General features: G+C 62.7%; 14 protein-coding genes. 3 read left to right on the top strand and 11 right to left on the bottom strand.

The window, feature by feature from the left end:
• Window positions 1-425, bottom strand: a 425-nt coding sequence (locus I5W_RS23910) for a Rieske 2Fe-2S domain-containing protein (RefSeq protein WP_044531121.1), incomplete at its 3' end; no start/stop codon positions are given.
• A 297-nt stretch (window positions 426-722) separates the two neighbouring features.
• Here I5W_RS23910 and I5W_RS23905 point away from each other — a divergent pair.
• Window positions 723-1232, top strand: a complete 510-nt coding sequence (locus I5W_RS23905; RefSeq protein WP_017452582.1) for a MarR family winged helix-turn-helix transcriptional regulator — start codon at window positions 723-725, stop codon at window positions 1230-1232.
• On the opposite strand, the gene I5W_RS23900 is transcribed toward I5W_RS23905, so the two are convergent.
• Window positions 1178-2149, bottom strand: a complete 972-nt coding sequence (locus I5W_RS23900) for a LysR family transcriptional regulator (protein WP_044531120.1) — start codon at window positions 2147-2149, stop codon at window positions 1178-1180. The two genes, I5W_RS23905 and I5W_RS23900, sit on opposite strands and share 55 nt — an antisense overlap.
• Window positions 2150-2526: 377 nt before the next feature.
• Here I5W_RS23900 and I5W_RS23895 point away from each other — a divergent pair, with 377 nt between their 5' ends.
• The gene (locus tag I5W_RS23895; protein ID WP_044531119.1) at window positions 2527-3753 is read left to right on the top strand and encodes an HD-GYP domain-containing protein; all 1227 of its coding nucleotides are present in this window, start codon (window positions 2527-2529) and stop codon (window positions 3751-3753) included.
• A gap of 34 nt (window positions 3754-3787) precedes the next feature.
• Here I5W_RS23895 and I5W_RS23890 read toward each other — a convergent pair whose 3' ends face one another.
• From I5W_RS23890 to I5W_RS23860, 7 genes are all read right to left on the bottom strand, one after another.
• Entirely contained in the window at window positions 3788-4489 is a 702-nt protein-coding gene (locus I5W_RS23890; protein WP_017452585.1) for an ABC transporter ATP-binding protein, read from the bottom strand.
• Window positions 4482-5255: an ABC transporter ATP-binding protein gene (locus I5W_RS23885; protein ID WP_044531118.1), complete on the bottom strand. Its 774-nt coding sequence runs from the start codon at window positions 5253-5255 to the stop codon at window positions 4482-4484. The genes I5W_RS23890 and I5W_RS23885 overlap by 8 nt, the downstream gene beginning before the upstream one ends.
• Window positions 5252-6289, bottom strand: a complete 1038-nt coding sequence (locus I5W_RS23880) for a branched-chain amino acid ABC transporter permease (protein WP_044531117.1) — start codon at window positions 6287-6289, stop codon at window positions 5252-5254. Before I5W_RS23880 ends, I5W_RS23885 begins: the two co-directional genes overlap by 4 nt.
• Window positions 6286-7152, bottom strand: coding sequence for a branched-chain amino acid ABC transporter permease (locus I5W_RS23875; protein ID WP_017452588.1), 867 nt, complete (start codon window positions 7150-7152; stop codon window positions 6286-6288). Before I5W_RS23875 ends, I5W_RS23880 begins: the two co-directional genes overlap by 4 nt.
• Before the next feature lie 258 nt (window positions 7153-7410).
• Window positions 7411-8613 (bottom strand): 3-oxoadipyl-CoA thiolase, encoded by a 1203-nt coding sequence (pcaF, locus tag I5W_RS23870; protein WP_044531116.1) that lies wholly within the window; start codon window positions 8611-8613, stop codon window positions 7411-7413.
• 29 nt (window positions 8614-8642) lie between these two features.
• Window positions 8643-9284 carry a CoA transferase subunit B gene (locus I5W_RS23865; protein ID WP_044531115.1) on the bottom strand — a complete coding sequence of 214 codons (642 nt, stop codon included), beginning with the start codon at window positions 9282-9284 and terminating at the stop codon, window positions 8643-8645.
• Window positions 9281-9955: a 3-oxoacid CoA-transferase subunit A gene (locus I5W_RS23860; RefSeq protein ID WP_044531114.1), complete on the bottom strand. Its 675-nt coding sequence runs from the start codon at window positions 9953-9955 to the stop codon at window positions 9281-9283. Before I5W_RS23860 ends, I5W_RS23865 begins: the two co-directional genes overlap by 4 nt.
• Window positions 9956-10308: 353 nt before the next feature.
• Between I5W_RS23860 and I5W_RS23855 the strand changes: the two genes are divergently transcribed.
• Window positions 10309-11223 (top strand): IclR family transcriptional regulator domain-containing protein, encoded by a 915-nt coding sequence (locus tag I5W_RS23855; RefSeq protein WP_017452592.1) that lies wholly within the window; start codon window positions 10309-10311, stop codon window positions 11221-11223.
• 131 nt (window positions 11224-11354) lie between these two features.
• Here I5W_RS23855 and I5W_RS23850 read toward each other — a convergent pair whose 3' ends face one another.
• Window positions 11355-12470 (bottom strand): porin, encoded by a 1116-nt coding sequence (locus I5W_RS23850; RefSeq protein WP_044531113.1) that lies wholly within the window; start codon window positions 12468-12470, stop codon window positions 11355-11357.
• A gap of 110 nt (window positions 12471-12580) precedes the next feature.
• Window positions 12581-12793 carry a KGG domain-containing protein gene (locus tag I5W_RS23845; RefSeq protein ID WP_017455303.1) on the bottom strand — a complete coding sequence of 71 codons (213 nt, stop codon included), beginning with the start codon at window positions 12791-12793 and terminating at the stop codon, window positions 12581-12583.
• Window positions 12794-12845: the final 52 nt, after the last annotated feature.

The raw sequence follows: 12845 nt of genomic DNA, 5'->3' as shown, positions 1-12845 counted from the left end.
GCATTGATGTGATAGAGGCCGCCGCCATAGGCCCACTCAGGGTTGTCGGCCCATTCCAGGTGATGGATCCGGGCCGGGTCGGCCTGTTCCTTGTCACCCGGCCAGACCCAGATGAAGCCATAGCGCTCCACCACCGGGAAGCTGCGGATGCAGGGGAAACCGCGCACGCGTTGGCCGGGCATGTTGCGGGTGTGGCCGTCGCAACCCATCTCCAGGCCGTGATAGCCGCATACCAACTGGCCTTCGCGCACGAAGCCCAGCGACAGAGGCGCACCGCGATGCGGGCAGAAATCCTCGACAGCGGCCACTTTGCCTTCGGCGCCACGATAGAACACGATCTTCTCGCCGCAGATCTGGCGACCGAGGGGCTTGCTTTCGATTTCGTCGGGAGTGCAGGCGACGTACCAGGCATTCTTGGGGAACATGACGGTCTCCTCTTAGGTGAATTCCTCAATCGGCACAGGCCCTGCGCGGTCTGTGCCATCCAATTGATGGGCTTGCTCCAGCTTGTTGGTTTCCGCAGTTCTGTTGATCCAGATCCTGTCGGGTCTCACATTTTCTTGTTTTAATATTCAGTACACTGAATGTATGGAAAAGTATCCGTCAATCTGCCGCGCAAGTAAACGCGCTGGCGGAGTTTTTTCATTGCGCGTTGCATCAATTCATTGAGGCAAAACCTGACGGACCTTACACTGCCGGTTTGCCGCCCAACCGTATCGACCATGTCCACTACCCCGCACAGCGCCGACGAAAGCCAGTTGATCGACCTCTACGAACACCCCGGCCACCTGTTACGACGGGCCCAGCAGATTTCAGTATCGATCTTCCATGACGAAATCGGCGGCGTCATTACCCCGGTGCAATACGCCATCCTGCGGATGCTCTCCAATCACCCGGGCATCGACCAGGTGCGGCTGGCCGGCCTGGTGGCCATCGATACCTCCACCGGCGCCACGGTCTGCGCGCGGCTGGAGGAAAAGGGCTTGCTGGTGCGCGAAGTGATTCCGCACAACCGTCGCCAGCGGGCGCTGCGCATCACGCCGGAGGGCGAGCGCCTGCTGCAGGAACTGATCCCTGGTCTGCAGCGCCTGCGCAAGCGCATCCTGGCGCCGCTGGAGGAAGCCGAGCAGCAACAGTTCATGCTGCTGCTCGATAAGCTGGTGCACCTCAACAATCCTCACAGCCGGGCGCCACTGGCCAAGTTGCAGGACGACCGCTGCGACGAGGACTGAGGCGGCATCGGCTCCGTTCCGAATGGAAACATGGCCACCGTCAATGCGCGCAGCCAGGCATTGCTGCCATCCTTGTGATACTTGCGATGCCAGTGCTGCTTCAGGTCCAGCGATGGCATCTCGAAGCCCGGTTCGACCAACCTGACATTGGATACCCGCGTCACGAATTCGCCGAAGCCGCGCGGTACGGTAGCGATCAGGTCGGAGGAGGCGATCAACAATGGAATGGCCATGCAGTGCGAGGTGGACAAGACCACCCGACGTCGGATCTTCCGACGCAGCAGGAAGCGCTCGCACATGGGCTCATCCCGACCTTCGGCCTTGATCACGATATGCCCCATGTCCAGGAAATGATCCAGGCTGATCTTCTGCGCCAACAAGGGATGATCGGCGCGCAGCAGGCAGACGAAATCCTGCGAGAACAGGCGCTGCTGGAAGAAATTACGTTTCTTGAGGTCCGGGAAATAGCCGATGGCCAGATCGACCTCGCCACTCTCCAGCGCCACCACCAGATCGTCCGGCGCCATCGTCACGGTGGCCACCGAAGCGTGGGGCGCTTCATCGCGAAGGCGTGCCAGCAGCCTGGGCAAGAGCATCAGTTCGCCGATGTCGGACAGTGCCAGCACGAAACGCCTGGTGGTGGTAGCCGGCGTGAACTGTTGGCTGGCCAGCACTTCGGCCTGCACCCGTTGCAGGATCTCGCGGGTCGGATCGATGAGCGTGTACGCGCGGGGCGTAGGTTGCATACCGCTGCCGGTCTTCACGAACAAGGGATCCCCCAGGGCAGAACGCAGTTTGTTGAGGGCCACGCTGACTGCTGGCTGGCTCATATCGAGTCTTCTGGCGGCCGCACTCACGCTACGCTCCTCGAAGATCGCCAAGGCAATCGGCAACAGGTTGAGATCGAAATTGGCCATGTCCCCTGAACTCCCCACATGAAAAGATGCCGAACATACCGCGCCCGAAAACGGATACCAATTCCAATTTCAAATAAACGTTATTCGCACTTAACGGATTCTCAAAAAAAATCAGGGCGGTATGATTACGCGCAGCAACTTTCCACCCGGGAATACCCTGGCATTCTGCGAAAACTGCACGGTACAAGCCATCTGGTGCAATCCGCCCTCCCCGGCCAGTGCAATGCGCGATCCGCCTCTCACTGAACAGATCAGCGCTCTGATAAGGATCTGAGCGTCCGGTTTTCCATGGTGCGTCACGCTGGCCGGCACCCGTGTCTTCCACAGGACGGGACTGGCTCGCACTCTCGCCTATTGATGAAATGCGTTCATTGAACATGCTCAAGAAGATCAACGTCGCAGACCTGGTCCTAGGGATGTACTTCTGCGGTTTCGAAGCCGCCTGGATCGACCATCCCTTCTGGAAGAAGCGCTTCCTGCTCAAGCGCGAGAGCGATCTGCAACAGGCGCAAGCCAGCGGCATCGCCTATTGCTGGATCGATATTTCCCGTGGACTGGACGTGGCCTGCGTGGCCCCCCTGTGCGCCGCAGAAGAACACGAAAAACCAGAAGAAGCCGCATCGACTGCCTGCCCGCAAGCAACGCCGGAAGACCCGGCCCTGACGGCCGCCATCACCTTGCGTGAACATGCACGGGAGGTGACCCGCAGCGTCTTCAGCGGGGCTCGTCTGGGTAAGGTGCTGCAATTGGAGCAGTGCGTGGCACTGGTGGAAGAGATCGCCTGTTCGGTGCTGCACGAGCCGACTGCATTGCTCAGTGTGCTGCGCCTCAAGCTCAATGATGAATACACCTACCTGCATTCGGTGGCGGTCTGCGCACTGATGGTGGCCTTGGGCCGGACCCTGGGATTGAGCGAGTCGGCCTGCCGCGAGGCGGGGTTGAGCGGCTACCTGCATGATGTCGGCAAGGCCTTCATCGCCGATGACATTCTCAACAAGCCGGGCAAGCTGACCGCTGAAGAATTCAGCCTGATCAAGCAGCACCCGGAACTGGGCTACCAATACCTGATCCAGAACCCCGACATCCCGGCGTATGCCTGCGATGTCTGTCGCCATCACCATGAACGCCTGGACGGGCGCGGCTATCCCGATGCGCTGCCGGCTGCGTCCATCACGCTGTATGCACGCATGACGGCCATCTGCGATGTCTATGATGCGCTGACCTCGGAACGTCCCTACAAGCATGGCTGGGATCCGGCCGAAGCCCTGTACCAGATGGCCAACTGGGAGGGCCATTTCGACCGCACGTTGCTACTGGCCTTCGTCAAGACACTGGGCATCTATCCGGTAGGTTCGTTGGTGCGGCTGGAGTCGGGTGTCGCCGGCCTGGTGATCCGCCAGAATCCGGCCGACCTGACGCGCCCGGTGCTGAAGATCCTGCACGGCCAGCAGCAGCACGTCACCGTGGGCGGGATACTCGACCTGATGGCCTGGCCCAGGTCCGACACCATCGTCAGGCAAGGTGCGGAGGAAACCAGCCGCCTGCGCACGCTGGCGCCAGGACATCGACGCCATCAGCAAGACTGTGCACAAGAGGATCGCTAGAAAAGTAAGGTTGAAGCCAAGGCGGAAGAAAAACTCAGGCCACCGCCACCAGCCGATCCAGCTTCTCGCCATCGGCCAGCAGGCTCTGGCTATCGGAAGCATGGACGATGCGTCCACGATCGAGCACGATGGCGCGCTGGGTCAGTGACAAAGCCATCCGTGCATGTTGCTCCACCACGATCACCGACATGCCTTCGTCGCTGACCAGGCGGCGGATCACCTTGAGCAATTCCTGCACGATGATCGGCGCCAATCCCTCCATCGGTTCATCCAACAGCAGGATGCTGGGGCTGACCATCAGGGCGCGTGCAATGGCCAGCATCTGCTGCTCGCCACCGGAGAGCTGGTTGCCCATGTTGTGGCGGCGTTCGTGCAGGCGCGGGAAGATTTCATAGATCTTTTTCAGATCCCACTTGCCGCCGCGTTCCACCACCGTCAGGTGTTCTTCTACCGACAGCGAGGGAAACATGAACCGCTCCTGCGGTACCCAGCCCAGGCCGGCATGGGCGCGCTTGTGGGTGGGTACGCGCACGATGTCGCCGCCGCGCCAGCGAATGCTGCCGCCATGCATCCGGGTCAAGCCCATGAGTGTAATGAGCAGGCTGGTCTTGCCCACGCCGTTGCGGCCCAGCAGGGCCAGGCTCTCGCCTTCGTGCATCACGAAGGACACGTCTTCCAGTACGATGGACTCGCCATAACCGGCGGTCACCTTGTCCAGTGCCAGCAACTCAGGCATGTTCAGCCTCCCCGAGATAGACTTCCTTGACCCGCTGGTCGGCCGCAATCTCGGCCGGCGTGCCTTCCACCAGCACCTTGCCGCCCACCAGCACGGTGATGCGTTCGGCGAAACGGAATACCAGCCCCATGTCGTGCTCGATGAAGACGATGGTGACATCGCGCGGCAATTGCGCAATCACCTCGAAGAGTTCGCGACTCTCGGCCGCAGGGATACCGGCGGCCGGTTCGTCCAGCAGCAAGACCTTGGGCCGGGTGGCCAGGGCTAGTGCGATCTCCACCAGACGCTGCTTGCCATAGGCCAGGCTGCGGGTGAGGCTGTCGGCTTCCTGCTCCAGCTTGAGCGAGACCAGCAAGGCCATGGCTTCATCCACCACCTCGGTCTGGCTGGCCACGGTCTGGTACCACTTGTATTGCAGTCCACGCCGCTCCTGGATGGCCAGCACCACCGACTCCAGCACGGTGAGACCGGCGAACAGGGTATTGATCTGGAAGGTACGCGTCATGCCGCGCTTGACGCGTTCGTACTGCGCCAGCGCCGTGATGTCTTCACCGCCGAACCAGACCTTGCCACTGCTGGGGGCAAAGCCGCCCGTCAAGAGGTTGATGAAGGTGGTCTTGCCCGCCCCGTTGGGACCGATCAGCGCATGACGCGCGCCCGGCGTGAAGGTGAGCGAAACCTCGCTGTTGGCCACGAAACTGCCCCAGCGCTTGGAGAGGTTTTCGGTGCGCAGTGTGGTGTCTGCGGTGCTTGAAGTGGGGTTCATGCGCGGCCTCCCTTGAAGAACTTGTCACGCAGCAGCACCAAGCCACCGAGCAGACCGCCGCGGGCGAACAGCACGATGACGATCAGCAACAGGCCGATCCAGAATTGCCAGTAGGCCGGATCGAGACCGGACAGATAATCCTGCGCCAGCATGTAGACCAGTGCTCCCACCAGGCCGCCATAGAGGCGACCGGTGCCACCCAGCACCAGGATGATGAGCAGCTCGGCCGAGCGCGGAAAGCCCAGCACATCCAGCCCCACGAACTGCGTGGTCTGCGCCAGCAAGGCCCCGGCCACACCGGCCACGGCGGCGGCCACCGTGAAGATCACCACCAGGCGCCGATTGACATCGGCGCCGATGGCCGGCATCCGGCGCGCGCCTTCGCGAATGCCGCGCAGGCCCAGACCGAAGGGTGAATTGACCAGGCGCCGCAACACCACGAACAGCAGGAACAGCACCGCAAGGCTGTAGACATAGGCCACCCGCCCGGTCAGGTCGAATTCGAAGACGCCGAAGATCTTGTCCATCACCATGCCGGACAGACCATCGACTCCGCCAGTGATGAAGGCCGCCTTGTTGGCCGCCTCGAACAGCATCAGGCCGATGCCCAGCGTGACCATCAGGCGCGTCAGGTCGGCCCCGCGCACCACCAGGAAGCTGACCAGAAAACCGCCGATAGCCGCCACCAGCGCCGCCAGCAACAGGCCGCTGAGGGGTTCGCCCCAGCCATGCGCGGCCAGCAGGCCAGCGGTGTAAGCTCCCAGGCCGAAGAAGGCGGCATGACCCAGCGAGACGATGCCGGCATAGCCCAGGATCAGGTCCAGCGAGAGCGCAAAGAGGCCCACGATCATGACCTGACTGATCAGCACGAGGTAATCCGGGAAAAGGAAATAAGCGGCCACCGGCAGCAGCCAGAACACGATTTCCAGCGGCTTCCAGCGGTCGTTGGGCAGATGCAGGGCAGGCTTCATGGCGGGCTTTCCGGTGCGCACGGCGGCGGGTAACGGGGTAGGAGTCGAGTTGACGATGCTCATCCACGCCTCCGCATCAGGCCGGCCGGGAACAGGATCAGCAGCACTACCATCAGGCCATAGATGACGAAGGCGCCGATTTCCGGCACGTAGTACTTGCCGGCCACATCGAACACGCCCAGCAGGATGGCCGCCAGCAGCGGACCCTTGATGGTACCGGCACCGCCCACGGCCACCACCAGCAGGAAGTAGACCATGTACTTGACCGGGAAGCTCGGGTCCAGCCCCAGCACGTCGATGCCCAAGCCGCCGCCCAGGCCGGCCAGCCCGGAACCCAGGGCGAAGGTCAGGCTGAACACACGGCTGACGTTGATGCCCAGGCCGGCTGCCGCCACCTGGTTATCCACCGCAGCGCGAATCTGCGCGCCGAAACGGGTACGTTCGATCAGCAATCCCAACGCCACGGTGACGATCACCACCACCCCGATCAGGAACACGCGATAGGCCCCCACGTCCAGACCGAGCAGCGATACCTGCCCGCGCAGCCAGTCCGGCAGCACCACCGGTTGCTGGGTCGGGCCCCATTGCCAGGTGGCACCGGCCACGGCCATGAAGGTCAGGCCGATGGAAAACAGCACCTGGTCCAGGTGGCTGGCCTTGTAGAGACGGCGATACAGCGAGCGTTCCAGCACCAGGCCGACGATGGCCGCCGCCAGGAAGGCCAGCGGCAGCGTGGCCAGGAAGGGAACGCCCATGCGATTGAGCAACGTCACGCAGACATAGCCGCCCAGCATGGCGAAGGCGCCATGCGCCAGGTTGATGAAGTTCATCATGCCCATGGTCACCGACAGGCCCACGCTGATGAGGAACAAGAGGCTGCCGTAGGCGATGCCGTCGAAGAGCACACCGATGAAGTTGCCTAGCATGGCGCACCTCTCCGATGACCATTGGTGGGCGCGGCCGCACGCGGCGCGCAGTCATGATGCAGATGCATGATGCGAAGTGTCTCCTCTTCTGGCCAGCGGCTCTGTTTTTTGGTGGCCGCTTGGTATCAGGTTGTTTTCCCTTATTGTCTTGCTTTGCTTGCCGTCCTTGCTTGATACATTTTCATGCGTGCGTTTGCCATTTTCATGGAAGGCGCAGCAGTGATGCCCCGCTACGCCTTCCTGTACGCGCTTACACGCCTAGACGCGTTCGATCACCATCGCGATGCCCTGCCCCACGCCGATGCACATGGTGCACAGCGCGTAGCGGCCACCGGTGCGCTCCAGTTGATAGGTGGCGGTAGTGACCAGCCGCGCGCCGCTCATGCCCAGCGGATGGCCCAGGGCGATAGCGCCGCCATTGGGGTTCACGCGCGCATCGTCATCGGCCACGCCCAGCTCACGCAGTACGGCCAACCCTTGCGAAGCGAAGGCTTCGTTGAGTTCGATCACGTCCATCTGATCGATGCTCATGCCCAGTTGCGCCAGCACCTTCTTGCTGGCCGGGGCCGGCCCCATGCCCATGATGCGGGGTGCCACGCCGGCAGTGGCCATGCCCAGGATGCGGGCGCGCGGCTTGAGCTGGTATTTTTCCACCGCTTCGGCACTGGCCAGCAACAGCGCACAGGCGCCATCGTTGACGCCCGAGGCATTGCCTGCCGTGACGGTACCGTCCGGCTTGACCACGCCCTTCAGGCGGGCCAGGGCTTCCATGCTGGTGGCACGCGGATGTTCATCCTGGGTCACAGTGACGGGGTCGCCCTTCTTCTGCGGGATCACCACCGGCACGATTTCCTGGGCCAGGGTGCCATTGGCTTGCGCCGCTGCGGCCTTGGCCTGGCTGCGCACGGCGAACTGGTCCTGATCTTCACGGCTGACCTTGAAATCGACGGCGACGTTTTCAGCAGTCTCGGGCATGGCATCCACCCCGTACTTCTGCTTCATCAGCGCATTGACGAAACGCCAGCCGATGGTGGTGTCCTGGATCGCGGCCTGGCGCGAGAAGGCGCTGTCGGCCTTGCCCATGACGAAGGGCGCGCGGGTCATCGATTCCACGCCGCCGGCGATCATCAACTGGGTTTCGCCGGACTTGATGGCACGCGCGGCGGTGCCCAGCGCATCCATGCCGGAACCGCACAGGCGGTTGATGGTGCTGCCCGGCACTTCCTGCGGCAGGCCTGCCAGCAAGAGCGACATGCGTGCCACGTTGCGGTTGTCTTCGCCGGCCTGGTTGGCGCAGCCGAAGATCACATCGTCGACCGCCTTCCAGTCCACCTGCGGGTTGCGCTCCATGAGCGCGCGCAGCGGCACGGCACCCAGGTCATCGGCACGTACGTCCTTGAGTGCGCCGCCGTAGCGGCCGATGGGAGTACGGATGGCATCACAGATAAATACGTCTTTCATGCATTCCTCGCAGCGATAAGAGTGACGGTTCAGGCGGCCGGGCGCAACGGTGCGCCGGTCAGTTTCTGCAGTTCCTCGAAGGACAGGCCTTCGACGATCTCGCGCACCTGCAGGCCTTGCGGGGTCACGTCGATGACGGCCAGGTCGGTATAGATGCGGTTGACGCAAGCAATGCCGGTGAGCGGATAGCTGCAGGCCTCCACCAGCTTGCTCTCGCCGGTCTTGGTCTGGTGATCCATCATCACGAACACCTGCTTGGCGCCGATGGCCAGGTCCATCGCGCCGCCCACGGCGGGAATGGCGTCCGGTGCGCCGGTATGCCAGTTGGCCAGGTCGCCCTTGGCCGAGACCTGGAAAGCGCCCAGCACGCAGATGTCCAGGTGGCCGCCACGCATCATGGCGAAGGAATCGGCATGGTGGAAATAGGAGCCGCCCGTCAGCAGCGTGACCGGCTGCTTGCCGGCGTTGATAAGGTCTTCGTCTTCCTCGCCGGGGGCCGGGGCCGGGCCCATGCCGAGCACGCCGTTTTCGCTGTGCAGGAAGATTTCCTTGTCGGCCGGCAGGTAGTTGGCCACCTTGGTGGGCAAGCCAATGCCCAGGTTCACGTAGGCGCCTTCGGGGATGTCCTGGGCCACGCGTGCGGCGATCTGTTCACGGGTAAAGCGATTCATTGCTGTGCCTCCTTGGTTTGCACGATCCGCTGCACGAAGATGCCGGGCGTGATGATGTTTTCCGGATCGAGCTGGCCCAGCTCTACCACGTCGCTCACCTGGGCGATGGTGCATTTGGCGGCCATGGCCATGATGGGGCCGAAGTTGCGGGCGGTCTTGCGATAGACCAGGTTGCCCCAGCGGTCGCCGCGCAGCGCCTTGATGAGTGCGAAGTCGGCGTGGATGGGCGACTCCAGCACGTAATGACGGCCGTTGATCTCCCGGGTTTCCTTACCTGCGGCCAGCATGGTGCCGTAACCGGTGGGGCTGAAGAAGCCGCCGATGCCGGCGCCAGCGGCGCGGATGCGCTCGGCCAGGTTGCCCTGCGGGGTCAGTTCCAGTTCGATCTCGCCGCTGCGGTAGAGGGCGTCGAAGACCTGGGAATCGGCCTGGCGCGGGAAGGAGCAGATGATCTTCCTGACGCGCTTGGTCTTGAGCAAGGCTGCCAGGCCCGTTTCACCGTTGCCGGCATTGTTGTTGACGATGGTCAGGTCGCGCGCGCCCTGGGCGATCAGGGCATCGATCAGGGCCGAGGGCATCCCGGCGTTGCCGAAGCCACCGATCATGATGGTGGCGCCATCATGGATGTCGGCCACGGCCTGCTCCAGGGAGTCAGAAATTTTATTGATCACGTTGCTCTCACTTTAGATGCGGCGCCTGCAGCGCCTGCTGGATGCCTCGCCCCACTTGCGGTTCTTGCGGTTGCCGTGCGGCCAGGCGGTTTCGGGCTTGCTCAAGACTTGTCTCGATCGGTATTTTCGCGCATTCAGGGGCTGACGTTTTTTGCACCTTGATGTTCGATCACCGAACTAATGTTTGATTTTCGCACAAAAAGAGTTTAGCGATCCGGCTTGACGGCCGTCAAGAAAAACCCGCAGGATGTGTTCGCTTGCCGCACAAAACGTTAAAATCCTGACGCATCATGACCGCCTCGGACCCGAGCCGTCCTGTCCTGACACACCAGCCCAGAGAGCCAACAGAGCCCATGTCCACCGCACCCGCCGCCAAGACCCGCAAGACCGCTACTGCGGCCCCCACCAAGGTGACCAAGACTGGCCGCCCCAGCAAGGCCAAGACCAAGGATGCGGCCAGCGCCCCGGCCGAGCCGGAACGCGAGTTGAGCATCGCCGAAGAAATCGATGCCCTGACCGATCCCAGCTTCATGACCTCGCTGGCGCGCGGGCTGGCGGTGATCCGTGCCTTCAGCGATTCGCGCCGCAGCCTGACCATTGCCCAGATCAGCCAGAAGACCGGCATTCCGCGCGCGGCCGTGCGACGCTGCCTGCATACCTTGAAGCAGCTGGGCTATGCCGATTCGGACGTCAACAATTTCTCGCTGCGGCCCAAGATCCTCACCCTGGGCTACTCCTATCTGTCATCCACCCCGCTGACCGTTTCTGCACAGCCCTATCTGAACAACATCAGCCGCACCCTGGGCGAGTCCTGCTCGCTGGCGGTGCTGGACGATCACGAAGTGCTCTACGTGGCGCGCTCGGCCACCTCGCGCGTGATGTCGGTGGCGCTCAATACCGGCAGCCGCCTGCCGGCCTATTGCACCTCACTGGGCCGCGCCATGCTGGCCCATCTGCCGGACGACCAGTTGAAGGCCTATTTCGACAAGGTCAAGCTGCGCGCCCTGACCGACAAGACGGTGGTATCGCAGAAACGTCTGCGCGACATCCTGGCCGGCGTGCGCGAGAACGGTTATGCGGTCATCGATGAAGAACTGGAAGTCGGACTGCGCTCAATTGCCGTGCCGGTGCGCGGGGCGTCGGGCAATGTGCTGGCAGCACTGAACGTGGGCGCCCAGGCCGCGCGCGTGTCGGTGGCACAGATGGAAGAAGAGATCCTGCCGGTGCTGCTGCGCGGTGCGCAGGAATTGTCAGTACTGCTGCCCTGAAAAAAACAGGTCCGCCCTGCTCGCTGAAGCAGCGCGGACCGAAGACAAAAACAGACCCTGCCTTTGTCATGCTGCGGATGTCGGCGCACTCCTCTGACATCTGAGTGCGCCATCCTCCTCAAGACCTTGCCTCAGAAGGTGTGCCGGATCCCCGTCATCACACCCAGTTGGTTCTTGCCCGCGCCCACGGAGCCACCGGCATCGATGGCGATGGCCGAGGTCCCGCTGTTCTTGATGTAACCCAGCGAAGTGTAGAGTGCAGTGCGCTTGGACAGGCTATAGGTCAGGCGCGCCACCGATAGCGTCACATCGTTGGGGCTGTTCTTCACATCCAGGCGCGAGACCTGGGCGTCCAGCACCAAGGCTGTGCTCAACGGATAGCTTACGCCCAGGTAGTAGAGGTCGGAGTCGGTATTGGTGTTGGCTGCCGCGCGGGTACGCCGATCCACCACGCCGCCGCCGATCTTGACGTCGCCGATCATGAAGTAGCCGTTCAAGGTGACGCGCTGATCCTTGTTGTCGCTGCTGGTCAAGCCGTTGGAGGCCCCGGTGTTGCCGTAGAGGATGTCATAGGAACTGGTCACGCCCCAGCCCTTGCCGTCATAACCGAGCAAGGCCGTGACCTGACGGCAGGCCTTGCTGTTGCCGGCCACTTCGCCAGGGCAGTTGGTGGCGGCGGGGCCCGCCGGACCGGCGGCATCGCGACCGAAGCTGTAGGTGGCCCCGAGCGTAAAGCCGCTGAAGCTGCCGAGGTAGCCGATGGCGTTGTCGCTACGGGCGTTGGGCAGGTAGTTATCGATGCTGCCGATGGCGAAGATGTTGGGGCCCAGCACGTCGGTCTTCAACTGCGACAGATAGGTCATATTGACCTGGCGGCCCAGCGAGATCTGGCCCCAGTTACCCTTCAAGCCCACATAGGATTGACGGCCGAAGAGGCGGTTGCCCTGTCCCATGGCGCCGGTGTCGGGAGCAAACCCGTTTTCCAGCACGAACAGTGCCTGCAAGCCGCCGCCCAGGTCTTCGGTTCCCTTGAAACCGATGCGCGACGGGAAGGTACCGGTCAGCGACGGCATCTTGAACACCGAATTGCCATTGGCGTTGGCATTGGTGGTATAGACCACGCCGGTATCGATGATGCCGTAGATGGTCACCGAACTCTGGGCCAAGGCCGCGCCGGTACCGCCGGCATAGGTGGCGCAAGCGGCCGCCGCCAGGGCCACCGCGCGCAAGGTTGATTTTCTTGTCATTACGTCTCCTCCTGAAGTCATTGAATGTTGATGATCGGCCTTGCTGCCGGCGCACACCCTCCTCAAGGCGCGCGCCGACGATTCGCCGCAGTCCGGCCGGGTCGTTGCTGTTAGCGGTTGTTGCCGCTATTGCCCTGGTTGCCGCCATGGCTGTTCTGGCCGCCCTTGCGGCCGGCTTCACGGGCTTCTTCGGAGGTGAACTCGTGGGCCGTGCCCTTTTCGTGAGCGGCCTTGCCGCCCTGGCTGGCGATTTCGCGCTGCTTGTTTTCATCCATCGAAGCGAAGCCGCGGTTGCTGGTCGAGCCTTGGTTTTGGTTTGCCATGGTGTATCTCCTTTTGAGGGTGAACAATTGCGCAGGGCTTGATCTGCCCTAC

This window comes from Herbaspirillum sp. B65 (genome assembly GCF_000333555.1).
In the GTDB taxonomy this organism is placed as follows: Bacteria; Pseudomonadota; Gammaproteobacteria; order Burkholderiales; family Burkholderiaceae_D; genus Herbaspirillum; species Herbaspirillum rubrisubalbicans.
Note: the sequence above shows the minus strand (reverse complement) of the source record. Positions and strands in the feature narration are given on the sequence as shown.